Consider the following 24,610-nt stretch of genomic DNA (forward strand, 5'->3'; position numbering starts at 1 on the left):
ATGATTTTGTGCATCAGAAAAAAAGAAATGTCCCGCGGGGGTAGCCGCAGGACGGGACCAGATTACAGCCCTTTGACGTTTTCGGCTTCTAATTCGTTGAAGTATTTCAGCGTCTTCACTTTCAGTTCCATGGTGGACGGCTCGTCGCAAACGATCACTGCTTTCGGGTGCAGCTGCAGACAGGTAATGGTCCACATGTGGTTGACGTTGCCTTCTACCGCCGCCTGCAGCGCCAGCGCTTTCTGATGGCCCAGCACCAGAATCATCACTTCTTCGGCATCCAGCAGGGTGCCAACGCCAACGGTCAGCGCATATTTCGGTACCAGGTCAACGTCGCCGTCGAAGAAGCGGGAGTTCGCCACGCGGGTGTCATGGGTCAGGGTTTTAATACGGGTACGGGAAGCCAGAGAAGAAGCCGGCTCGTTGAACGCGATGTGACCATCGTTACCTACGCCGCCCATAAACAGATTAATTTTGCCGTAGGAGCGGATTTTTTCTTCATAGCGACGACATTCTGCATCGATGTCTGGCGCATTACCGTTGAGCAGGTTAATGTTTTCTGCCTGAATATCAACGTGATCAAAGAAGTTGCGGTGCATAAAGCTATGATAGCTTTCCGGGTGCTCCTTCGGCAGGCCAACGTACTCATCCATGTTGAAAGTAACAACGTGTTCGAAGCTGACCTGGCCCGCTTTGTGCATCTCAACCAGAGCTTTGTAGGCGGTAAGAGGTGTACCACCGGTAGGCAGACCCAGTACAAACGGACGGTCCGCAGTCGGTTTGAACGCATTAATGCGGTTAACGATGTGGCGAGCAGCCCATTTGCCTACTTGTTCAGCTGTTACCAGGGGAATCAGTCTCATTCTTCACCTCTATAGTTAAATTATAACCTGGCGGATTGGCGCCAGTACTCTATGAAGAGTATTGCAGTAACTACGCCGACCGGGTCAATCCGTGTTGATTTTTTGAATGATAAAATAAGTTTTCGTTGTTAGCCAGTCCAGGGGAGGGGTTAATACGATATTTGGTGATTATAGTCACAAAAAATACGCGTTTAATTTGCGATACGAATTAAATTTTCACACACTTTGCGGGTAAGTTAAAAAACTGACCTTTTTACACAATAAAAAAATGGCTTTGAGTGAGCCTCATCGGGGTCTCATAGGGGGAATAAGATGAATATTTTAGGTTTCTTTCAGCGGCTCGGTAGGGCGTTACAGCTCCCTATCGCGGTGCTGCCCGTCGCGGCGCTGCTGCTGCGATTCGGTCAACCCGATCTGCTTAACGTGGCGTTCATCGCGCAGGCAGGCGGGGCGATCTTTGATAACCTGGCGCTGATTTTTGCGATCGGCGTGGCGTCCAGCTGGTCTAAAGACAGCGCCGGCGCCGCGGCATTGGCCGGTGCGGTAGGTTATTTCGTATTAACAAAAGCAATGGTCACCATCAACCCTGAAATCAACATGGGCGTGCTGGCGGGTATCATTACCGGTCTGGTCGGCGGTGCCGTTTATAACCGCTGGGCTGGCATTAAGCTGCCTGATTTCCTGAGCTTCTTCGGTGGGAAACGTTTTGTTCCTATCGCTACCGGCTTCTTCTGCCTGGTGCTGGCGGCCATCTTTGGCTACGTCTGGCCTCCGGTACAGCACGCTATTCACGCCGGCGGCGAGTGGATCGTGGCTGAGGGCGCGGTGGGTTCCGGTATCTTCGGTTTCATCAACCGTCTGCTGATCCCAACCGGTCTGCATCAGGTGCTGAATACCATTGCCTGGTTCCAGATTGGTGAGTTCACCAACGCGGCAGGCGCGGTGTTCCACGGCGACATCAACCGCTTCTACGCCGGCGACGGCACCGCGGGGATGTTCATGTCCGGCTTCTTCCCGATCATGATGTTCGGTCTGCCGGGTGCGGCGCTGGCGATGTACTTCGCTGCGCCGAAAGAGCGTCGTCCGATGGTTGGCGGTATGCTGCTGTCGGTCGCTATCACCGCGTTCCTGACCGGTGTTACCGAGCCGCTGGAATTCCTGTTCATGTTCCTGGCTCCGCTCCTGTACCTCCTGCACGCCATCCTGACCGGCATCAGCCTGTTTGTGGCAACGTCGCTGGGTATCCACGCGGGCTTCTCCTTCTCCGCAGGGGCCATTGACTATGTTCTGATGTACAGCCTGCCGGCAGCCAGCAAAAACGTCTGGATGCTGATTGTCATGGGCGTGGTGTTCTTCTTCATCTACTTCCTGCTGTTCAGCGCGGTTATCCGCATGTTCAACCTGAAAACGCCGGGTCGTGAAGATAAAACTGACGACGTGGTGACTTCGGAAGCCAACAGCAACACCGAGGAAGGTTTGACTCAGCTGGCTACGCAGTACATTGCGGCCGTCGGCGGGACTGACAACCTGAAGGCGATTGATGCCTGTATTACCCGTCTGCGTCTGAGCGTTGTGGATTCCGCGCGCGTTAACGATGCAGCCTGTAAACGCCTCGGCGCTTCCGGCGTGGTTAAACTGAACAAACAAACCATCCAGGTTATCGTCGGTGCGAAAGCAGAGTCCGTCGGTGATGAGATGAAAAAAGTGGTAGCACGTGGCCCGGTAGCCGCTACTGCCGCCGCAACCGACAGCGCGCCTGTCGCCGCCGCGGCTGCGAAACCGCAGGCTGTGGCTAACGCGAAAACTATCGCCGCGCTGGTTTCACCCGTTACCGGTGATATCGTGGCGCTGGAGCAGGTCCCGGACGAAGCGTTCGCCAGCAAGGCCGTCGGTGACGGCGTGGCGGTGAAACCGACCGATAAGATCGTTGTCTCCCCGGCTGCGGGTACCATCGTTAAGATCTTCAATACCAACCACGCGTTCTGTCTGGAAACGGAAAACGGTGCGGAAATCGTCGTCCATATGGGCATTGATACCGTCGCGCTGAACGGCCAGGGCTTCAAACGCCTGGTGGAAGAGGGCGCGGAAGTGAAGGCCGGTCAGCCGATTCTGGAAATGGATCTGGACTTCCTTAACGCGAACGCCCGTTCGATGATTAGCCCGGTAGTCTGCAGCAACAGCGATGATTACAGCGCGCTGGTGATTCTGGCGACCGGTAAAGTTATCGCCGGCCAGACGCCGCTGTATGAGATTAAAGGCAAGTAAGGCTCCTGAGTAGAGTTTATGCCTGTGCGGCGGGGGGAAACCTCCGCCGCTTTTTTTTGCAGCAAATGACCCCATAATCTCCTTCAGATACGTATTTTCAGTAACTAATAGTTGTCTCCACGTCCTGCTTGTAAGATCATGTCCCGTTATACGTTGTTTACGCTTTGAGGAACCCACGATGAGTGAGGCAGAAGCCCGCCCAACTAACTTTATTCGTCAGATCATTGATGAAGATCTGGCTACTGGTAAGCACACCACCGTTCATACGCGCTTCCCGCCGGAGCCGAACGGTTATCTGCACATTGGCCACGCGAAATCGATTTGCCTGAACTTCGGCATTGCTCAGGATTATCAAGGCCAATGCAACCTGCGCTTCGATGACACCAACCCGGTGAAGGAAGATATCGAATACGTTGAGTCGATTAAAAACGACGTGCAGTGGTTAGGTTTCCACTGGTCCGGGAAAGTTTGCTACTCGTCTGATTATTTCGACCAGCTGCACAGCTACGCCGTTGAACTGATTAATAAAGGCCTGGCATACGTTGACGAACTGTCGGCGGAAGAAATTCGCGAATACCGCGGTTCGCTGAAAGCGCCGGGCAAAAACAGCCCGTACCGCGATCGCAGCGTAGAAGAGAACCTGGCGCTGTTTGAAAAAATGCGCGCCGGTGGTTTTGCGGAAGGTAAAGCCTGCCTGCGTGCGAAAATCGATATGGCCTCGCCGTTTATCGTTATGCGCGACCCGGTGCTGTACCGCATTAAATTCGCCGATCACCATCAGACCGGCAGCAAGTGGTGCATCTACCCGATGTACGACTTTACCCACTGCATCAGCGATGCGCTGGAAGGCATCACGCACTCTCTGTGTACGCTGGAGTTCCAGGACAACCGTCGCCTGTACGATTGGGTGCTGGATAACATCAGCATCCCGGTTCACCCGCGCCAGTACGAATTCTCGCGCCTGAATCTCGAATATACCGTGATGTCCAAGCGCAAGCTGAACCAGCTGGTGACCGAGAAGCATGTGGAGGGCTGGGACGATCCGCGTATGCCGACCATTTCCGGCCTGCGTCGTCGCGGCTATACCGCCGAATCGATTCGCGAGTTCTGTAAGCGCATCGGCGTGACCAAACAGGACAACACCATTGAAATGGCGTCGCTGGAGTCCTGCATTCGCGAAGATCTGAACGAAAACGCCCCGCGCGCAATGGCCGTTATCGATCCGGTAAAACTGGTTATCGAAAACTATCCGCAGGGCGGCAGTGAAAATGTGACCATGCCGAACCACCCGAGCAAGCCGGAGATGGGCAGCCGCGACGTGCCGTTCAGCGGTGAGATCTGGATCGATCGCGCTGACTTCCGTGAGGAAGCCAACAAGCAGTACAAGCGTCTGGTGCTGGGCAAAGAGGTTCGCCTGCGCAATGCCTACGTGATCAAAGCCGAGCGCGTAGAGAAGGATGCAGAGGGCAATATCACCACTATCTTCTGCACCTATGATGCCGATACGCTGAGCAAAGATCCGGCGGACGGCCGCAAGGTGAAGGGCGTTATCCACTGGGTGAGCGCGGCGCACGCGCTGCCGGTAGAAATTCGCCTGTACGACCGTCTGTTCAGCGTGCCGAATCCGGGCGCAGAAGAGGACTTCCTTGCCGTAATGAACCCTGAATCGCTGGTTATCAAGCACGGCTTCGCCGAGCCGAGCCTGGCGCAGGCGCAGGCCGGTAAGGCCCTGCAGTTCGAGCGTGAAGGCTACTTCTGCCTCGACAGCCGCTATGCAAGCGCCGACCGTCTGGTGTTCAACCGCACCGTTGGCCTGCGTGATACCTGGGCGAAGATCGGCGCATAAACCCGCGTCGCCGCATCGTCATCAAAAACGCCGCATCGCGCGGCGTTTTTTTATTTCCGCATTTAGCTGACTCATTTGGTTATTTTCGCGATGCGAATTAATCTTGTTTACAGCTTGTAATATATCCCGCCTGGCCCGTCTGTTATTTTTGTGTAAAAAACCGCTGTAAGCGTTTCCATCTCATCTTTTATCCTGATTTTGCAAATACTTCCGTGCTAAATGTACGAAATCCCAGGCTGTAACAAAAAGACATAGATTATGTGCGCTTTGTCATAATCTTAAGATTTGGTCGGCGAAAGAGATTGATAATTCGCGTCACGAAAAATAGTCTATCCAGAGTGGGTATGCGGATTTTTACCGCACCGCTTTTTAGCAGTCTTATTTATTTTCGCGGCTTGCCTTTGGCTCCGCGTTTTAAAACGTCAAAGAGGATATGCACATGCGTACGTTTAGTGGCAAACGTAGTACGCTGGCGCTGGCTATTGCCGCCGTCACCGCGATGTCGTGCTGGATCGTTGTTCCGCAGGCCAGCGCAGCAGGTTTTATTGATGATTCCACGTTAACCGGCGGTATCTATTACTGGCAGCGTGAGCGCGACCGTAAAGACGTCACCGACGGCGATAAGTACAAAACCAACCTTTCGCATTCAACCTGGAACGCCAACCTGGATTTCCAGTCCGGCTATGCTGCCGATATGTTTGGTATTGACGTGGCTGCCTTTACCGCAATTGAAATGGCGGAAAGCAGCGAAAGCGGTCACCCGAACGAAATTGCCTTCTCCTCAAGAAACAAAGCCTACGACGAAGATTACTCCGGCGACAAGAGCGGGATTAGCCTCTATAAAGCGGCGGCAAAATTTAAGTATGGCCCGGCGTGGGCGCGCGCTGGCTATATTCAGCCAACCGGGCAAACGCTGCTGGCTCCGCACTGGAGCTTTATGCCGGGCACTTATCAAGGTGCCGAAGCCGGAGCCAACTTTGATTACGGCGACTCTGGCGCGCTGAGTTTCTCCTACATGTGGACGAACGAATACAAAGCGCCGTGGCACATTGAGATGGATGAGTTCTATCAGAACGATAAGAAGACGAAAGTCGATTATCTGCACTCTCTGGGAGCCAAATATGATTTTAAAAATGACCTCGTGCTGGAAGCCGCGTTTGGCCAGGCTCAAGGCTATATCGACCAGTATTTTGCTAAGGCCAGCTATAAATTTGACGTCGCCGGCGCTCCGTTAAGCACCAGCTATCAGTTCTACGGTACCCGCGATAAGGTCAGCAACGGCGGCGCGAATGATATTTATGACGGCACCGCCTGGCTGCAGGCGCTAACCTTTGGCTACAAGGTTGCCGACGTGCTGGACCTGCGTCTGGAAGGCACCTGGGTGAAGGCTGAAGGTCAGCAGGGCTACTTCCTGCAGCGTATGACTCCAACCTACGCATCCTCTAACGGTCGCCTGGACGTGTGGTGGGATAACCGCTCAGACTTCAACGCCAACGGCGAAAAAGCCGTGTTCTTCGGCGCCATGTACGACATGAAAAACTGGAATATGCCGGGCTGGGCGTTTGGCGCGTCTTACGTTTACGCGTGGGATGCGAAACCAGGCAAAATGGCGACGCCCGATGCGTACTACAACGCGGACAAACGTCTGGAAGAGTCGGCCTACAGCCTCGATGCTATGTATACCGTGCAGGACGGCCGGGCGAAAGGAACGCTGTTCAAACTCCACTTCACTCAGTACGACAACCACTCCGATATTCCAAGCTGGAGCGGCGGTTACGGCAACATCTTCCAGGATGAGCGCGACGTGAAGTTTATGGTTATTGCCCCGTTCACTATTTTCTGATGCCGCAGCGGCGGGCGTAAGCCTGCCGCCAGCCCGTGAGGTTGATTATGAAGAAGCTATTGCTCATCGCCATCATGGCATCGGGTCTGGTGGCCTGTACGCAGTCACCGGCGCCAAAAGAAGATACTAAATTGAAGGATGCCTACAGCGCCTGCATCAATACGGCAGAAGGGAATCCGGATAAAGTTCAGGCGTGCCAGAGCGTGCTGAACGTTCTTAAAGAGGATAAGCAGCATCAGCAGTTCGCTAATCAGGAAAGCGTGCGCGTGCTGGATTATCAGCAGTGTATCCTGGCGACCCGCACCGGCAACGATCAGGCGGTGAAAGCCCGCTGCGACCAGATCTGGAAAGAGATCCGCAGCAACAATACCCGGCCCTGATTTCCCTCGTACTCCGTATTTGCGGGCATAAAAAAAGCCAACCTGCGGGTTGGCTTTTTGCTGCTTACGCTGCGGGAAACTATTTTTCCACCGCGTCGTGCGCGTGTTCATCTTCGCGGCAATCGCCTTCTGCACAGTGGCCGTACAGGTACAGGCTGTGGTTGGTCAGGCGGATACCGTGACGGTGGGCAATTTCACGCTGACGCGCTTCGATGGAGTCATCGCTGAATTCGATCACTTTGCCACAATCGAGGCAAATCAGGTGATCGTGATGATGCTGCTGCGTCAGTTCGAAAACGGATTTACCGCCTTCAAAATTATGGCGGGTAACAATGCCGGCATCATCAAACTGGTTCAGTACGCGATAAACGGTAGCCAGACCGATCTCTTCACCCATGTCGATCAGGCGTTTGTATAAATCTTCCGCGCTGACGTGATGGTTATCCGGCCCCTGCAGCACTTCCAAAATTTTTAATCGTGGAAGTGTGACTTTCAGGCCAGCCTTCTTCAATGCGGTATTGTTGTCAGTCATGCGGAATCTGTCCTGTTGCTAAACGATCTACTTCCATTAGCGGAAGTAATACAGAGAATCACCCGATGTAATGCGTCTCATTATAGAACTGCCATGATGAAATGAAAACCGCAAGCATCGAGCCTTGTATGCTGTCAAAAACGAGGCACACGCTACAAACTGTGTCACGTCTCCTCGTTAAATCAGAGGACATTGTACAGATATGTGATTAAAAGTTAAAAACTTGTAGCTATTAGTTTTATTGCTTTTACCTATCAATACGGCGATACCCGAAGGTAGCGCCGTTTAACGATCAGGCGTTTTTGATTTCTTCGAGATGCAGTTCTTCAGAAATCTGTTTAACCCACTTCTCTACGCGCTCGTTGGTCAGCTCAGGCTGACGGTCTTCATCGATAGCCAGACCGACGAAATGGTCGTCATCGGCGAGACCTTTAGAGGCTTCAAAATGGTAGCCTGCAGTCGGCCAGTGGCCGACGATGGTTGCGCCGCGCGGTTCGATGATGTCGCGAATGGTACCCAGCGCGTCACAGAAGTATTCAGCGTAGTCTTCCTGGTCGCCGCAGCCAAACAGGGCTACCAGCTTACCGTTGAAATCGACCTCTTCCAGCGTCGGGAAGAAATCATCCCAGTCACACTGCGCTTCACCGTAGTACCAGGTTGGGATGCCCAGCAGCAGAATATCATGACCTTGCAGGTCTTCTTTGCTGCTTTTGGCAATGTCGTGAACATCAGCAACATCTTTACCAAGCTGCTTTTGGATCATTTTTGCAATATTTTCGGTGTTGCCGGTGTCGCTGCCAAAAAAGATGCCGATGATTGCCATGAGTAAAATAACCTCTTGAAACTTAATGATGTGGTAGTGGCGTAATGCCCGCAGATAACGGCAATCATAGCAGAACAGGGAAGGGCGCGGAAACAGCAATCACACCCGACTGCACACTCTGCTACATGAAAGTGTTGTTTTTGAGGTTTCTCAGACTTTACCCTGGCTATGCAGGGCTGCCAGCTGGTTCATCAACATCTCTTCAATCAGATCGCTACGGTTCATATTACGGGCATCAGCTAACTCGTTGAGCGCATCAACCGCTTCAGCGTTGAGCTTGAGCTCCACGCGCCTTAAGCCGCGAACTTTGTCGCGTTTAAGCTGGTTGCGTTTATTGATGCGCAGCTGCTCGTCGCGCGAAAGCGGATTGGTCTTTGGTCTACCCGGGCGACGCTCGGTTGCGAACAAATCTAATGTCGTACGGTCCGTTTGTTCTTTTGCCATGATTCAGAGTGACTTCGGGGAAACGAGTTGTCGGGCCATTGCCGACACAGATAGCGCGCCATAATACATCAGGCGAACCGCTGCGCCAACGACCGCGGGCATTCTGCGGCGCGGTCGGGCAGTTTTTAGCCAGTTATGCCGCTAAAGAGGAGAGATATCGGCGAATTGCGCGCAATACCGCTTCCGGTTTCTCCGCATGGACCCAATGGCCTGCGCCGGCAATCACGTGCGCGCGGGCCTGAGGGAACTGAGCCAGCAGCGCGTCGCGATATTCATCGGTCATGTAGGGAGAGTTGCCGCCTGGGATAAACAGGGCCGGATGCGGCCACGCGGGAACCGGCTGCCAGCCGACGATATGGCTATATTGATCCCACAGGACCGGCACGTTAAAACGCCACTGGCCGTCAACGAAGGATTTCAGCAGAAACTGAATGACTCCCTCTTCCTGCAGATGCTCGCGCATAATTGCCGCCGCCTGCTGACGGGTTGCGGCGCCGGCAGCGGTCACGGCGTTAATGGCGGCAAAGATTTCGTCATGGCGACGGACGTGATAATCCACCGGCGCGATATCAATAGCCACCAGGCCGTCGATGCGTTCCGGGGCCAGGGCGCTCAGCGCCATCACCGCTTTACCGCCCATTGAGTGGCCGATAAAGGTCGCTTTTTCCAGCTGAAGATCGTCAAGGGTGTCGAGCAGATCCTGAGCCATAGCGGCGTAGGTCATCTGCGGATCGCGCGGGGAAAGACCGTGATTGCGCATATCGACCTGCAAAATATCGTAGTCGGCGACCAGGTCGCGTGCGAGGATACCGAGGTTATCAAGGCTGCCAAACAGACCGTGAACCAGGACCACAGGGGAATTATTGTGCGGATTTTGTGCAGATTGCGCGCGGCTATTTAATTTCATGGCAAAGTTCTTTTTTTCGCTCCGTCGGGTTAGGGTATTATGTTGGACATTCTGCCATCCGGCTGCAAGACCCAGAGCTATCTGAGTTTTACCGCCATCCTGGTTTGACGCTATCCGCGGTTAGGATTTGTCCTTATAATCCTGACAACTTGTATTCAGAATAAGATATCGCACTGGATTAAGATGAAAACAATTGAAGTTGATGATGATCTCTATCGCTATATTGCCAGCCACACCCAGCATATTGGTGAGAGTGCATCCGACATTTTACGGCGCATGCTGAAATTTTCCGCCGCTTCCCAGACTGCCACCTCCGTCGCGAAAGCCGCGCCGGCTCCGGCTCCGACCGCTGTTGTTGAGGCCAGGCCCGCGAATCCGGTGAAGGATAAGGTCCGCGCCGTGCGCGAGCTGCTGTTATCTGATGAATATGCCGAACAAAAGCGCGCGGTAAACCGTTTTATGCTGGTACTGACGACGCTTTACTCGCTGGACGGCAAAGCGTTTGCTGCGGCCACCGAGTCTCTGCACGGACGTACGCGTACCTATTTCGCTGAAGACGCCCGCATCCTGCTGAAAAGCGGCAATCAGACCAAACCTAAGCAGGTCCCCGGCACGCCGTGGTGGGTGATTACCAATACCAATACTGGCCGTAAATGCAGCATGATTGAACATATCATGCAGTCAATGCAATTCCCCGCGGAGTTGATTGAGAAGGTTTGCGGCACGATCTAGCTTTATTCACCCTTGCATCAGAAGGATCAGGCAATGGCAATCGATAAGCGTGCGGGGCAGCCTGCACAACAGAGTGATTTGATTAACGTCGCCCAGCTGACTGCCCAGTACTATGTACTGAAGCCGGAAGCAGGCAATGCGGAGCATGCGGTGAAGTTCGGGACCTCTGGCCATCGCGGCAGCGCAGGTCGCCATAACTTCAACGAGCAGCATATTCTGGCGATTGCTCAGGCAATTGCGGAAGATCGCGCGAAGAACGGTATTACCGGTCCATGCTACGTCGGTAAGGATACCCATGCGCTCTCCGAGCCGGCCTTTATTTCCGTACTGGAAGTACTGGCAGCTAACGGTGTTGATGTGATCGTGCAGGAAAACAACGGCTTCACCCCGACGCCGGCGATTTCCAACGCTATTCTGGTGCACAACAAAAATGGTGGTCCGCTGGCGGATGGCATCGTGATTACGCCGTCGCATAACCCGCCGGAAGATGGCGGTATCAAGTACAACCCGCCGAACGGTGGTCCGGCTGATACCAACGTCACCAAGGTGGTGGAGAACCGGGCTAACGAACTGCTGGCTTCCGGCCTGCAGGGCGTGAAGCGCATCTCCCTCGATGCTGCTCTGGCCTCCGGCCACGTGAAAGAGCAGGATCTGGTTCAGCCGTTTATTGAAGGGCTGGCGGATATCGTCGATATGGCGGCGATTCAAAAAGCGGGCCTCAAGCTTGGCGTCGATCCGCTGGGCGGTTCCGGTATTGAATACTGGAAGCGCATCGCAGAGTACTACAAGCTGAATCTGACCATCGTTAACGATCATGTCGATCAAACTTTCCGCTTTATGCATCTGGATAAAGACGGCGCCATCCGCATGGACTGCTCGTCCGAGTGTGCGATGGCCGGCCTGCTGGCGCTGCGCGACAAGTTTGATCTGGCCTTCGCCAACGATCCGGATTACGACCGTCACGGCATCGTTACCCCGGCCGGTCTGATGAACCCGAACCACTATCTGGCGGTGGCGATCAACTATCTGTTCCAGCACCGTCCGCAGTGGGGCAAAGAGGTTGCCGTCGGCAAAACGCTGGTCTCCTCGGCGATGATCGACCGCGTGGTCGGTGACCTTGGCCGTAAGCTGGTGGAAGTGCCGGTAGGCTTTAAATGGTTCGTTGACGGCCTGTTTGACGGCAGCTTTGGCTTCGGCGGTGAAGAGAGCGCGGGCGCTTCGTTCCTGCGTTTTGACGGCACGCCGTGGTCCACCGACAAAGACGGTATCATCATGTGCCTGCTGGCCGCGGAAATCACCGCCGTCACTGGTAAAAACCCGCAGCAGCACTATGATGAGCTGGCCGCACGCTTCGGCGCGCCGAGCTATAACCGCCTGCAGGCATCGGCAACTTCCGCGCAAAAAGCGGCGCTGTCGAAGCTGTCGCCGGAGATGGTCAGCGCAAGTACGCTGGCGGGCGATCCAATCACCGCTCGCCTGACCGCCGCGCCTGGCAACGGCGCGTCGATCGGCGGTCTGAAAGTGATGACCGATAACGGCTGGTTTGCCGCCCGTCCGTCAGGCACGGAAGACGCCTACAAGATCTACTGCGAAAGCTTCCTCGGCGAAGAGCATCGCAAGCAGATTGAGAAAGAGGCGGTAGAAATTGTCAGCGAAGTGCTGAAAAACGCCTAAACGAAAAAGGAGCCGCAGGGCTCCTTTTTTATATCACTGTACTCAGATTACCTCACCAGCCGCTCCTGCGCATCGCCGATAATCCGGGTTCGCCAGGTATCAGCCGTGTTTGTTTTTCAGCTCAAAACGTGGCGATACCAGACCATAAAGCGTCCAACCGAGGAAGGTGACGATCGAGCCGTACAGCATGGCTTCTTCGCCGGAGGAGTAGAGCGCGTAAAAGCTATACAGTGCGCCGATAAAGGCCACAACGTTGGCGGATTTGGCTTTCGCCGGATTGACGTTCGCCATTTTCTGAATAATCACCAACGCGGCCATCGACAGAATATACGGGATGATATTGGTCACTACCGCCAGGTTTACCAGTACATTGAACTGGCTGTTCAGCGACGGACTGATAGTCATCAGCGCGAGTCCGCTCTGGATGATCACGATGGTCAGCATACCCTGAACCGGAGCGTCCACTTTTGTGACCCGAGAGAAGATTTTCGGGAAATAGCCTTCATCGGCCGATGATTTAAAGACCTGGGCGATAGTGAACTGCCAGCCGAGCAGCGAACCGCAGCAGGACATCACCATCAGGGCCATGATGACCTTGCCTGCTTCCGGAGTAAACATCTGCGCGAAGGCCAGCCCGAACGGTGCCGTGGAGTTAGCTAAATCCATATTTGGCACAATCCCGGCAATCACGTTGGTTGAGATGATATAAATTACCGCCGCACCCAGCGTACCTCCCAGCACCGCAATGGGCACGTTGCGTTCCGGATTTTCCACGACTTCGGCGTTGGCGCAGGCCGACTCCAGCCCGAGGAAGGCCCACAGCGTCATCGCAATGGAAGAACCAACGGCCGAGAAGAACGGTACGTGGTGCGGATTCCATGAGCTGGCGTAGAGGGTTGGACTAAACCAGAACCAGCCGATGACGCACAGGCCGACAACCGGAATGATCACCCCCCAGACGGTGATACTACTGATCTGTCCGGTAATGCGCGCGCCGCCAAAGTTGGCGACGGTGCACAGCCACAGCACGCCGATGGTTGCGAGACCGATCTGTACCGGCGACAGCGCGGCGCCGAACAGCTCGGTGCCGTAGCCGACGGCGGAGATCGCGATTGCGACGTTGGCAATCAGCAGCGAAACGCCATAGGTATAGTTGGCCATAAAGTTGCCGGATTTACCGAACGCATACTCGGCGTAGCCGCCCATCCCACCGGATTTACGGCTGAACATCCCGCACTTAGCGAATGCCCATGCCAGCGCCATTGAACCGACGGCGGTCACCAACCATGAAATGATCGAGATGGTACCCACCTCCGCAAGCTTGGTCGGCAGCATAATGATCCCGGAGCCCATCATATTCACGATGGTCAGAATAGTGAGCTGGACAACGCCCATTTTGTTGGACTTAGGCTTGCTCATAGTTTTTCCCCTTTCAGCAGAGCGTGCCTGGGGGCGCATTGCTGAATGACGTAGCACCATACCTGCTTACGGCCGTCCAGTTCTTCGATATACACACCCTGCAACTCAGGTGCAAAACCTGGCAACAGATTGATCCCTTCTTCCAGCGCGCTGAAATAACGCAGCGCTGAGCCGCCCCAGACTTCGCCGGGGACAACGCAAAGAACGCCCGGTGGGTAAGGAAGTGCGCCTTCCGCCGCAATTCTTCCTTCCGCATCCCCAAGGCGAACCAGCTCAACCTCTCCGCGCAGATAGGCGTAGTTGGCCTGTTGAGGATTCATACTGACGCGGGGAAAGTGCGTTTTGCGGAACATCTCTTTTTGCAGCTGTTTCACATTGTTGCGGGAATACAGATCGTGCATCTCCTGGCACAGCTGGCGCAGGGTGTAACCGGCATAACGCGCTTCATGTTGCCGGTAGATTGATGGCAGAACGTCGGCCAGCGGCACGTCGGACGCCAGCAGGCTTTCGAAACGCACCAGCAGGGCAACGAGCTGCTGCAGCTTGGCCATATCTTCCGCAGGCGTCAGCAGAAAAAGGATCGAGTTGAGGTCGCATTTCTCCGGGACAATGCCGTTTTCACGCAGAAAGTTGGCGAGAATGGTTGCCGGTACGCCAAAGTCATCATATTCGCCGCTGCGTGCATTGATACCTGGGGTGGTGAGCAGAAGTTTGCAGGGATCAACGAAATATTGCTGTTCCGCGTAGCCCTCGAATGCATGCCACTGTTCGCCGGGGACAAAGTGGAAGAAACGCAGATCGTTGGCGATTTGCGCGGTGGGGTAAGATGCCCAGGGTTTTCCATCGACCGTTTCCGGTACAAACGGTCGAATATGCTGACAGTTATCGAGGATCAGCTTGCGCGCATCAATGCCGTTCGCCACACAATTCATCCACATGTTACGCCCGCCGATCCCCTCATGCATTTTGGCGTTGATATCAAGTGCCGCGAAGAGCGGGTAGAACGGGCTGGTGGAGGCGTGCATCATGAAGGCGTTATTCATGCGTTTATGCGGCACGTAGCGCGGCTGTCCTTTGATATGGCTATCTTTTTTATGGATCTGCGAGGTCTGGGAGAAGCCGGCCTGTTGCTTGTGCACGGACTGGGTGACCAAAATACCCGGATCGTTCTCATTCAGTTCTAATAACAGCGGAGAGCAATCGGCCATCATCGGAATGAACTGTTCATAACCCACCCAGGCGGAGTCAAACAGAATGTAGTCGCATAGATGGCCAATCTTATCAACGACCTGACGGGCGTTATAAACAGTACCGTCATAGGTTCCAAGCTGAATGACCGCCAGGCGGAAGGGGCGCGCGTCCGTGGCCCGCTGCGGCGCGACTTCGCAAATAAGCTCGCGCAGGTAGCCCTCTTCAAAGCAATGGGCGTCAATCCCGCCGATAAAACCATAGGGGTTACGCGCTGTCTCCAGGTAGACCGGCGTGGCGCCGGCCTGTAGCAAGGCGCCGTGATGGTTGGATTTATGGTTATTACGGTCAAAGAGCACCAGGTCACCCGGCGTTAGCAGGGCATTAAGCACAACCTTGTTGGATGATGACGTCCCGTTGAGGACAAAATAGGTTTTATCCGCGTTAAAGACTTTCGCCGCGTGCTGCTGGGCGATGCAGGGCGCGCCTTCATGGATAAGCAGATCCCCCATGGCTACATCGGCGTTGCACAGGTCGGCGCGGAAAAGCGTCTCTCCAAAGTACTCAACGAACTGATTTCCCGCCGGGTGGCGCCGGAAAAACTCGCCTCCTTGATGACCGGGACAATCAAAAGCGCTGTTACCCTGATTGACATAGTCGACCAGGGCGCGGAAGAAAGGCGGACGCAGCTGGGTTTCATAGTGACTGGCTGCGGTTTCCAGCTGGCGGCCGTAGAATGCGCTGCGCGCTTCGTTGTGTTCGAAAACACCCGATATACGCGGTAAATATTCCGCCGGCACCCGCTCTTCGCCATGCGTCGTAACGAAGACCGGGATGCCGTAGCCTGTTGCATCGATTTCGTCGAGTTTTCCTTCTTCAATATCATTGATGGAAAGTACCACTGCAGCAATATCAATAAAACTTGTTTCATTAACATTAATGATGCTGCGCTGCGTCGAAAAACTATCCGGGCAGAGACGACTTACGGCTATTTTTAATTTTGACATTTTTTAACTCTTTATTTTTGGTAATGGCTGGCCCTCAACTTCTCGCATGAGAAATTGATATCTCCGGAAAAAAAGCAAAACCGTCTCGCTGATAATAAAATCAGTAAATTGCTTTTTTTAGATACAATAAACCCTACCGTATCCGGTCATGGTTAATTCAGGGTTTATGTGGGTGAGCACCACGCGGAGTGCAGGAATTCCCCCGTATCACAAGGGATCGGGAAGACCTGCATACTGAGTGCCCGAAGTCAGAAGACTATCGGGCATTAAAGAAATGAAAATCGAAGCTATTGCGGTGAGAGAACATCATAATATGCGTTGTACGCCTTATATGAGGCATTAGTCGGTTATTGTTTTCCATTTTTAACGTTCCTTTCATTTTCTGTTGAAAGTGCAGTCATTTTATTTGTAAAACTGATAGTTTCCGTGAAGTTTATCAATAAAACAGATCAATGGCAATATATTTGACTGGTTTTTGTTGCGTTCTTGTTATGATTGTCTTTGTTGTTCTTGTTAAGTTGATTTTTTGTTACATTATGAGGGTGAAATGATTCGTTGCCGGGGAAATATTATTTCCTCAGCAATGAGATTTTTTCTGCAAATAAAATTATTTTTATTAAAAATAAATGAAAAAGAATTTACGGCATAAACCGGTAGCCAATGCCGGTCTCGGTCAGCAGATGCTGCGGCCGCGCGGGATCAACCTCCAGCTTTTGCCGCAGATGCCCCATATAAATTCGCAGATAGTGGCTGTGCTCCACCGCGTTCGGCCCCCAGACGTGATTCAGCAGATGGCGCTGGGTCAGCACTTTGCCGGCATTATTCAGCAGCGCAGCCAGCAGGCGGAACTCAATCGGAGTCAGATGCACTTCCTCCTCGCCGCGAAGGATACGCCGCGCCGGGATATCAACCTGGATAGTGGAAAAGCGGACGATGGGCTCATCGGCCTGGGCGCCGGCGTGGCGGCGCAGCGCGACCCGCAGCCGCGCCTGCAGCTCGCCAATGCCAAACGGCTTACTCAGATAGTCATCGGCGCCGGCATCCAGCGCGGCAATCTTATCCTGTTCTTCCGTACGTGCCGACAGCACGATAATCGGCATCTGGCTCCACTGGCGCACTTCGCGAATAAAATCGCTGCCGTCGCCATCGGGGAGGCCAAGGTCAAGGATCGTCAGGTCAGGCTTGCGGGTTGCGGCTTCGAGAAGACCGCGCTGCAGCGTTTCGGCTTCAAATACGCGCATGCCGTCGGCTTCCAGCGCGGTGCGCAGAAAGCGACGAATAGCATGTTCATCTTCAATAATAAGAACGTTGATCACGGTTCCTCGGCTAGTGCTTGCAGTCAGGTCAGGCGTCGCCGCACCACTCATCCAGCTCCGGTGGCGCTTCTCGCGGCAGTGTAACACGGAAGCAGGCGCCGCCCTCAGGGCGCGTTTGCGCGGCGATGGTGCCGCCGTGGACCTCGACGATCGCCTGGCAGATTGCCAGCCCCAGCCCTACGCCTGGGATCGCGGACTCTTTATGACCGCGGGCGAACTTATCAAAGATAGCCTGCTCCTGGCCCAAGGGGATCCCCGGGCCATTATCCCACACGTTGAGCAGCAGCTGGCGATCGTCGGCCTGCGCCGTAATGCCGATTTGCGCCTGCGGTCCGGCGTACTTCAGCGCATTCTCCAGCAGATTGATCAGCACCCGCTCAAACAGCGGCCCGTCAACGTGAACCAGCAGCAGCGGGTCGGGTAGCGCCAGCTGAATATGCTGGCCGCCGAGACCCGGCTCCAGCATCCGCAGCGCGCTGCCGACCACCTCTTCGAGGGTGAGCCACTCTTTGTGTAAATTAAAGCCGCCGGACTGGATCCGCGCCATATCCAGCAGATTATTCACCAGCCGGGTGGTGTTGAGCACGTGCTGGCGAATTTCGTTGGCCTGCGGCGCGTGCTTCGATCCTTCGCTCGCCAGGTCGAGGGTCAGAATCTCCGCCTGACCGAAGAGGATCGTCAGCGGGGTGCGTAAATCATGCGACAGCGCCGCCAGCAGGGAGTTACGCAGGCTTTCGCGTTCGCTGTTAAGCCGGGCCTGCTCTTCGCTGGCGGTGAGCGTCAGCCGCTCAAGGGCGCTGGCGACCAGCAGGGTAAAGGTCTCCAGCAGGCGCTGCTGCTCGGGGATCATCAGCTGGCGCAGGTTATCCGGCTCAACCACCAGCAGCCCCCAGCTGCGGGCGGCGCTTTTCAGCGGCAGAATCTGATAGGGAACGCCGGGCAGCGTATCGGTACCCGCGCCGGCGGGCTGGCCTTTATCGAAACTCCAGCGCGCAATCGCATCATCCCACGAGGTGAGCCCCGTCTGCTGGGTCAGCGGGCGTAGAGCTCCGCTATCGTCGGGCAGCAGGAGCTGGCCGCGGGCCTGGAAAGTAGAGGCGATAAAGCGCTCGCTGGTCAGCGCAATATCTTCCCGGCTGCGCCCGACCGCCAGCGCTTTTGACATCTCATACAGGTGGCGGGTGCGCTGCTCGCGGTAGCGGGCCACGCGGGCCTGGTAGCGCACGCCGGCGGTAAGGTTGCCGATCACCAGGCCAACGGTGAGCATGACTCCGAAGGTCAGGAGATACTGGACGTCGGAAACCGCCAGCGTCCCGCGCGGGGCGATAAAGAACAGATCGAAGCTGACGACGTTGATAACCGTCGCCAGCACCGACGGCCAGCGGCCGTACAGCAGGGCGATAACCACCACCCCGAGCAGGTAGATCATCACCAGGTTAGCGGCCTCAAAGGCCACCAGCCACTGCATGGCGACGAGCGTAATTACCGCGCATATTGCCACCGCGACGCAGCAGCCCTGCAGCTGCAGACGCCACTTATCCATCGTGGTGCGGCTATCGCCGGCGCGAGCGGGCAGGGGAGCGCTCTTTTCATCAAGGGCGATAACCACCAGATCGAGGTCCGGCGCGTGGCGGGCCAGGCGGTCGGCAAAACCCTGCCGATCCCACCAGCGGCGCTGACGCTGACGGCCAATAACGATCTTGCCGAGGTTATGTTCCCGCGCGTAGTGCAAAACCGCTTTCTCTTCCGAAGGATCGGACAAGGTGGCGGTCTCCGCGCCCAGCTCCTGGGCGAGCCTGAGCGCCGCGAGGATCGCCCGCCGCCTGGCTTCCGGCAGGCGATGCAGCGAGGGGGTTTCAACGTAGACCGCGTGCCAGACGCTGCCGAGCCTGGCCGCCAGGCGGGCGGCGGCGCGTACCAGCTTCTCGCTGCCGGTATTGTGGCCAATGCACAGCAGGATGGCGTCGCGGGTGTGCCAGACCTTCTCCTGACCCTGGCGGTCGCGCCAGGCGCGCATCTGCTCATCGACCCGGTCGGCGGTGCGGCGCAGCGCCAGCTCGCGCAGGGCAATCAGGTTACCTTTGCGAAAGAAGTTTTCGATGGCGCGTTCGGCCTGGCCGCCGATATAAACCTTCCCCTCGTTGAGGCGCTGGCGAAGATCGTCGGGCGGGAGATCGACCAGCACCACGTCATCGGCGGCATCAAAGAACGGGTCGGGGACGGTTTCGCGGACCTGCACGCCGGTGATGCCGCTGACCACGTCGTTCAGGCTTTCCAGATGCTGGACGTTAACGGTGGTAAAGACGTCGATTCCGGCTTCAAGAAGCTCTTCGACGTCCTGCCAGCGTTTGGGGTGGCGTGAGCCGGGGGCGTTGCTGTGCGCCAGCTCATCGACCAGAATCAGCGCCGGGCGGCGGGCCAGGGCGGCGTCGAGATCGAATTCTTGAACGTAGCGCCCGCGGTGGGAGAAACGGCGCGGGGGGAGGGTGCTCAGCCCCTCCAGCATCGCCGCCGTCTCTTTACGCCCGTGGGTTTCCGCCACGCCAATCAGAATATCGAGCCCCTGGGCACGCAGCCGCTGCGCCTCCGCCAGCATCGCCCAGGTTTTACCGACGCCCGCGCAGGCGCCAAAGAACACCTTCAGCTTCCCGCGATGCGGGTCGGCGGCGTGTTGCAACAGACGGTCAGGGTCCGGGCGCAGCGGCTCGTCACTCATTTTTAGTTATCCTTCAGGGCATCCAGCGCCATATTCAGCTGCAGTATATTTACCACAGGTTGGCCGAGAAAACTGACCAGCGGTTTTTGCGTCGCCTCATTCACCAGCCGGGTGACCTGCTCCGCGCTCAGACTGCGGGCTTTGGCGATGCGCGGAACCTGCCACAGCGCCGCCGCCGGAGTCAGGCCGTTATCCAGCCCGCTCGCCGAGGCGGTGACCAGCTCCACCGGCACCCGTGGGCTGGCGTCCGGGTTGGCGCGGCGTAGCGCCGCGACTCGTTCGCTGATGGCTTTATCCAGCGCCGGGTTGCTGGCGGCGAGGTTGCTTCCGCCGGACGCCAGCGGACTGTCCGCCGTCTGGGCGATAGCCGAAGGACGTCCCTGGAAATAGCCTGCGGCGGTAAAATTTTGCCCAATCAGGCTGGAGCCGCGCACTTCGCCATTGAGGAGGATCGGCGAACCGTTCGCCTGCTGGGGGAACCACCACTGCCCCAGAGCGGTGGTGAGCAGCGGATAGAGCCCGCCGGTGAGCAGCGTTAACAGGATAAATAGCACAACGGCCGGACGAATGAATGACATGGTATTTTCCTCACACCAACCCGGTCAGGGTCAGCAGCAGATCGATGATTTTGATGCCGATAAACGGCACCAGCAGCCCGCCAAGACCGTAGACCCACAGGTTACGGCGCAGCATGGCCGATGCCGACAGCGGGCGATAGCTCACGCCCTTCAGCGCCAGCGGGATCAGGAAGACGATAATCAGCGCGTTAAAGATAACCGCGCTGAGGATCGCCGATGACGGCGAGTGCAGGCGCATCACGTTGAGCATGGCGAGCTGCGGGTAGACGGCGGCAAAGGCGGCCGGAATAATGGCAAAATATTTCGCCACGTCGTTGGCGATACTGAAGGTGGTTAACGAACCCCGGGTCATCAGCATCTGCTTACCGATATGCACCACCTCAATTAATTTGGTCGGGTTGGAGTCGAGGTCGACCATATTTCCGGCCTCTTTTGCCGCCTGGGTACCGGAGTTCATCGCCACCGCGACGTCGGCCTGGGCCAGCGCCGGGGCATCGTTGGTACCGTCGCCGGTCATCGCCACCAGCCGACCTTCGGACTGGTACTGGCGAATCAGCGCCAGCTTGGCTTCCGGCGTGGCTTCGGCGAGAAAATCATCGACCCCCGCTTCGGCGGCAATCGCCGCCGCGGTCAGGCGGTTATCGCCGGTGATCATCACCGTTTTGATGCCCATCTTGCGCAGCTGGGCAAAGCGCTCCTTGATCCCGCCTTTGACGATGTCTTTCAGCGAAATAACCCCCAGCACGCGCTCGCCTTCGGCCACCACCAGCGGCGTGGCGCCCAGGCGGGCGACCTCTTCCACCTGTTTGTCGACGTCCGCCGGGAAGTGGCCGCCGTTGGCCTCGACGTGGCGACGAATGGCATCGACCGAGCCTTTGCGGATCATGCGCTGATCGATGTTGATGCCGCTCATCCGCGTTTGGGCGGTGAACGGAACGAAGGTCGCCTGCAGCGACTGCAGGTCGCGTTCGCGGAGATTGAACCGCTGTTTAGCCAGCACCACGATGCTGCGGCCTTCGGGCGTCTCATCCGCCAGGGAGGAGAGCTGCGCCGCGTCGGCGAGGGTTCGCTCCTCCACGCCGCGGGCCGGCAGGAAGGCCGAGGCCTGACGGTTGCCGAGGGTGATGGTGCCGGTTTTATCCAGCAGCAGAACGTCAACGTCGCCGGCGGCTTCAACCGCGCGCCCGCTGGTAGCGATAACGTTCGCGCCCAGCATGCGGCTCATCCCGGCGACGCCGATGGCCGACAGCAGGCCGCCGATGGTGGTGGGGATCAGGCATACCAGTAGCGCCACCAGTACCGTTACGCTGACCGCATTGCCGCTCCATGCGGAGAAGGGCCAGATAGTGGCGGTGGCCAGCAGGAACACCAGCGTCAGGGCGATCAGCAGGATCGTCAGCGCGATCTCGTTCGGCGTTTTGCGCCGCTGGGCGCCTTCCACCATCGCGATCATCCGGTCAAGGAAGGTTTCGCCGGGATTAACGCTGCAGCGGATCACCAGCCAGTCGGAGAGAATGCGCGTCCCGCCGGTGACCGACGCGAAGTCGCCGCCGGATTCGCGGATCACCGGCGCCGATTCCCCGGTAATGGCGCTCTCATCTACCGAAGCGCCGCCTTCAATCACTTCGCCATCGCAGGGAATGATATCGCCGGCTTCCACCAGCACCACGTCGCCTTTGCGCAAATCCTCGGCCGGAATATGGTCGATCCGGGCATCGTGCTGCGGGGCGCGTAGTTTACGGGCGAATGAGGTCTTTTTGACGCCTTTCAGGCTGTTGGCCTGGGCTTTACTGCGCCCCTCCGCCATCGCTTCGGCAAAGTTAGCGAACAGCACGGTAAACCACAGCCAGATGCTCACGGCGGCGGTAAAACCGGCGCTGCCGGCAATATGTCCGCTGGTCATGCCGATGGCGAGCAGGGTGGTGACCAGGCTGCCGATCCAGACAATGAACATCACCGGGTTACGCCACTGCACCGAAGGGTTCAGCTTTTTCACCGCGTCCAGCAGCGCCTGGCGCACCAGCGTCGGCTCCAGCAGGGCTAATTGTTTGCGACTCATAACAGGTTGCTCCGCATCGCTTAAAGTAAGGAGAAGTGTTCCGCCAGCGGGCCGAGCGCCAGCGCGGGGATAAAGGTCAGGGCGCCAACCAGCAGCACGGTCCCGATCAGCAGGCCGATAAACAGCACGTCATGGGTGGCGAGCGTGCCGGTGCTGGCGGGCTGAATTTTCTTGCCTACCAGCGAGCCGGCAATCGCCATCACCGGAACGATGACCGCGAAACGACCGACCAGCATGCAGAACGCCAGCAGCAGGTTCCAGAACGGGGTGGCCGCGCTCAGGCCGCCGAAGGCGCTGCCGTTGTTATTGGCCGCCGAAGTGACGGCGTACAGCACTTCGCTAAAGCCGTGCGGACCGGGGTTAAACATCGCTGCCCGTCCGGCATCGGTCATCATCGCCAGCGCGGTGCCGAGCAGAACCAGGGTCGGGGTAACGAGGATCGCCAGGGCGATCATTTTCATCTCGCGCACGTCGATCTTTTTACCCAGATACTCCGGCGTCCGGCCGATCATCAGTCCGGCGATAAACACCGCCAGCATGACGAACAGCAGCATGCCGTACAGCCCCGATCCGACGCCGCCGAAGACCACCTCGCCGATCTGCATCAGCCACATCGGCACCATGCCGCCCAGAGCGGTAAAGGAGTCATGCATGGCGTTCACCGCGCCGCAGGAGGCGGCGGTGGTCACCACCGCAAACAGGCTGCTGGCTAAAATGCCAAAGCGGCTCTCTTTGCCTTCCATATTCGCGCTGCTATCGGCGCCAAGCGCCAGCAGATGCGGGTTGCCGTGGGTTTCCGCCCACATCACTACCGCCGCGCAGACGATGAAGATAAGCGTCATGGCCCACAAAATTGCCCGGCCCTGACGGCGATCGCCCACCGCTTCACCGAAGGCAAAGCACAGCGCCGCCGGGATCAGGAAGATCGCCAGCATCTGCACCATATTGCTTAGCGCCGTCGGGTTTTCGAACGGATGCGCCGAGTTGGCGTTAAAGAATCCGCCGCCGTTAGTCCCCAGCATTTTAATGGCTTCCTGCGACGCCACCGGCCCCATCGGCAGCGTCTGGCGTACGCCTTCCAGGGAGGTGAAAGCCTGGTACGGCAGCAGATTTTGCGGCACGCCCTGCTGAATAAAGAACAGGGCGAGCAGCAGCGAGATCGGCAGCAGCAGCCAGAGCGTGATGCGGGTGAGGTCGACCCAGGCGTTGCCGAGGGTGTTCACCTGCTGGCGTGACCAGGCGCGGGTGAAGGCGAAGATCACCGCGATACCGGTTGCCGCTGAGAGGAAGTTCTGCACCGCCAGGCCCACCATCTGGCTGAGATAGCTCATGGTGGTTTCACCGGCGTAGGCCTGCCAGTTGGTGTTACTGACAAAGCTAACCGCCGTGTTCAGCGCCAGGTCCCAGGAGAGGCCGGGCAGATGCTGAGGGTTAAGCGGCAGCGATCCCTGCAGCATCAGCAGCGTAAACAGCGCCGCCATCCCGAGGGCGTTAAACAGCAGAATGGCGAAGAGATACTGATACCAGTTCATCTCCTGTGAACGAATACCTGCGACGCGCCAGATCCCGCGTTCGATCCCGGCCAGGCCGGGCAGCGGGGTATCGGCGATCATTCTGGCAAGCACCGTTCCCAGCGGGCGGGCCAGAACCATCACCAGCCCAATAAAGCTGGCGATAAGTAAAAATCCTTGAGCGGCCATCAGAATGCCTCCGCGTTGATCAGGGCATAAACCAAATAAGCCAGCAACAGGAACACCAGCGCCACGCCAGCGATTACGCCTGCACTCACAATCCACCTCCGGGTGTATTTACGATTTACCCGCAGGATAGGAATTACGGCGCAAAGATTTTGCAAAAATCGGCGGGGGCGGTGTAAAAAAAGTATAAAAATGCCAAAGACCATTATTTAACTAATGGTTAGTATTAATTTAACTTTTCTGTAACTCAATTACCGGATGAATGTAAATAAAGGCTAAATAAGCCGCTTTTAGTGGTCGGATGAGTAGTAAAATTACAAC

20 protein-coding genes and 1 pseudogene are annotated in these 24,610 nt (G+C 56.6%); 6 read left to right on the forward strand and 15 right to left on the reverse strand.

Going from position 1 to position 24,610, the window contains the following annotated elements:
* Nucleotides 1-62 precede the first annotated feature (62 nt).
* Entirely contained in the window at nt 63-863 is an 801-nt protein-coding gene (gene nagB / locus NWP14_RS10365) for a glucosamine-6-phosphate deaminase (protein WP_045854476.1), read from the reverse strand.
* 312 nt (nt 864-1,175) lie between these two features.
* On the opposite strand from nagB, the gene nagE reads away from it, so the two are divergent.
* Nucleotides 1,176-3,128: a PTS N-acetyl glucosamine transporter subunit IIABC gene (gene nagE, locus NWP14_RS10370; RefSeq protein WP_095095072.1), complete on the forward strand. Its 1,953-nt coding sequence runs from the start codon at nt 1,176-1,178 to the stop codon at nt 3,126-3,128.
* Nucleotides 3,129-3,306: 178 nt separating this feature from the next.
* Nucleotides 3,307-4,974: a glutamine--tRNA ligase gene (gene glnS, locus NWP14_RS10375; RefSeq protein WP_095095074.1), complete on the forward strand. Its 1,668-nt coding sequence runs from the start codon at nt 3,307-3,309 to the stop codon at nt 4,972-4,974.
* A gap of 190 nt (nt 4,975-5,164) precedes the next feature.
* Here the strand turns inward: glnS and NWP14_RS10380 are convergent.
* A pseudogene (locus tag NWP14_RS10380) lies at nt 5,165-5,350 on the reverse strand (methionine synthase); the annotation flags it as partial.
* 63 nt (nt 5,351-5,413) lie between these two features.
* Here NWP14_RS10380 and chiP point away from each other — a divergent pair.
* Complete coding sequence (chiP, locus tag NWP14_RS10385) at nt 5,414-6,817, forward strand: chitoporin (RefSeq protein ID WP_375215281.1); 1,404 nt, start codon at nt 5,414-5,416, stop codon at nt 6,815-6,817.
* Nucleotides 6,818-6,864: 47 nt separating this feature from the next.
* Nucleotides 6,865-7,197, forward strand: a complete 333-nt coding sequence (gene chiQ / locus NWP14_RS10390; RefSeq protein ID WP_095095080.1) for a ChiQ/YbfN family lipoprotein — start codon at nt 6,865-6,867, stop codon at nt 7,195-7,197.
* Between the two features lie 79 nt (nt 7,198-7,276).
* On the opposite strand, the gene fur is transcribed toward chiQ, so the two are convergent.
* The 4 genes from fur to ybfF form a co-directional block, all read right to left on the reverse strand.
* On the reverse strand, nt 7,277-7,729 hold the full coding sequence (gene fur, locus NWP14_RS10395) for a ferric iron uptake transcriptional regulator (protein WP_095095083.1): 453 nt from the start codon (nt 7,727-7,729) through the stop codon (nt 7,277-7,279).
* A 292-nt stretch (nt 7,730-8,021) separates the two neighbouring features.
* Entirely contained in the window at nt 8,022-8,552 is a 531-nt protein-coding gene (fldA, locus tag NWP14_RS10400; protein ID WP_148250773.1) for a flavodoxin FldA, read from the reverse strand.
* 150 nt (nt 8,553-8,702) lie between these two features.
* Nucleotides 8,703-8,996, reverse strand: coding sequence for a LexA regulated protein (gene ybfE, locus NWP14_RS10405; protein WP_095095086.1), 294 nt, complete (start codon nt 8,994-8,996; stop codon nt 8,703-8,705).
* Between the two features lie 133 nt (nt 8,997-9,129).
* Nucleotides 9,130-9,903, reverse strand: a complete 774-nt coding sequence (gene ybfF / locus NWP14_RS10410) for an esterase (RefSeq protein WP_375215282.1) — start codon at nt 9,901-9,903, stop codon at nt 9,130-9,132.
* Nucleotides 9,904-10,086: 183 nt separating this feature from the next.
* Between ybfF and seqA the strand changes: the two genes are divergently transcribed.
* Both seqA and pgm read left to right on the forward strand, forming a co-directional pair.
* Entirely contained in the window at nt 10,087-10,635 is a 549-nt protein-coding gene (seqA, locus tag NWP14_RS10415; protein ID WP_095095093.1) for a replication initiation negative regulator SeqA, read from the forward strand.
* A 33-nt stretch (nt 10,636-10,668) separates the two neighbouring features.
* Complete coding sequence (pgm, locus tag NWP14_RS10420) at nt 10,669-12,309, forward strand: phosphoglucomutase (alpha-D-glucose-1,6-bisphosphate-dependent) (RefSeq protein ID WP_095095097.1); 1,641 nt, start codon at nt 10,669-10,671, stop codon at nt 12,307-12,309.
* 99 nt (nt 12,310-12,408) lie between these two features.
* Here pgm and potE read toward each other — a convergent pair whose 3' ends face one another.
* From potE to kdpF, 9 genes are all read right to left on the reverse strand, one after another.
* On the reverse strand, nt 12,409-13,728 hold the full coding sequence (gene potE, locus NWP14_RS10425; RefSeq protein ID WP_095095101.1) for a putrescine-ornithine antiporter: 1,320 nt from the start codon (nt 13,726-13,728) through the stop codon (nt 12,409-12,411).
* Nucleotides 13,725-15,923 (reverse strand): ornithine decarboxylase SpeF, encoded by a 2,199-nt coding sequence (gene speF / locus NWP14_RS10430; RefSeq protein ID WP_375215283.1) that lies wholly within the window; start codon nt 15,921-15,923, stop codon nt 13,725-13,727. Before speF ends, potE begins: the two co-directional genes overlap by 4 nt.
* 256 nt (nt 15,924-16,179) lie before the next feature.
* Nucleotides 16,180-16,284, reverse strand: coding sequence for a leader peptide SpeFL (gene speFL / locus NWP14_RS10435; RefSeq protein WP_143350131.1), 105 nt, complete (start codon nt 16,282-16,284; stop codon nt 16,180-16,182).
* Nucleotides 16,285-16,561: 277 nt separating this feature from the next.
* Complete coding sequence (kdpE, locus tag NWP14_RS10440; protein WP_095095103.1) at nt 16,562-17,239, reverse strand: two-component system response regulator KdpE; 678 nt, start codon at nt 17,237-17,239, stop codon at nt 16,562-16,564.
* Nucleotides 17,240-17,267: 28 nt separating this feature from the next.
* The gene (kdpD, locus tag NWP14_RS10445) at nt 17,268-19,955 is read right to left on the reverse strand and encodes a two-component system sensor histidine kinase KdpD (protein WP_375215284.1); all 2,688 of its coding nucleotides are present in this window, start codon (nt 19,953-19,955) and stop codon (nt 17,268-17,270) included.
* Nucleotides 19,956-19,957: 2 nt separating this feature from the next.
* Nucleotides 19,958-20,533 (reverse strand): potassium-transporting ATPase subunit KdpC, encoded by a 576-nt coding sequence (kdpC, locus tag NWP14_RS10450; protein ID WP_095095105.1) that lies wholly within the window; start codon nt 20,531-20,533, stop codon nt 19,958-19,960.
* Between the two features lie 10 nt (nt 20,534-20,543).
* A complete protein-coding gene (gene kdpB / locus NWP14_RS10455) occupies nt 20,544-22,592 on the reverse strand; it encodes a potassium-transporting ATPase subunit KdpB (protein ID WP_095095108.1) in 2,049 nt (682 codons plus the stop codon).
* Nucleotides 22,593-22,612: 20 nt separating this feature from the next.
* Nucleotides 22,613-24,292, reverse strand: a complete 1,680-nt coding sequence (kdpA, locus tag NWP14_RS10460; RefSeq protein ID WP_375215285.1) for a potassium-transporting ATPase subunit KdpA — start codon at nt 24,290-24,292, stop codon at nt 22,613-22,615.
* Nucleotides 24,292-24,381 (reverse strand): K(+)-transporting ATPase subunit F, encoded by a 90-nt coding sequence (gene kdpF, locus NWP14_RS10465; RefSeq protein ID WP_015584874.1) that lies wholly within the window; start codon nt 24,379-24,381, stop codon nt 24,292-24,294. Before kdpF ends, kdpA begins: the two co-directional genes overlap by 1 nt.
* Nucleotides 24,382-24,610 lie beyond the last annotated feature (229 nt).

Source organism: Klebsiella sp. C349492 (genome assembly GCF_042055345.1).
Lineage (GTDB): Bacteria > Pseudomonadota > Gammaproteobacteria > Enterobacterales > Enterobacteriaceae > Klebsiella > Klebsiella scottii.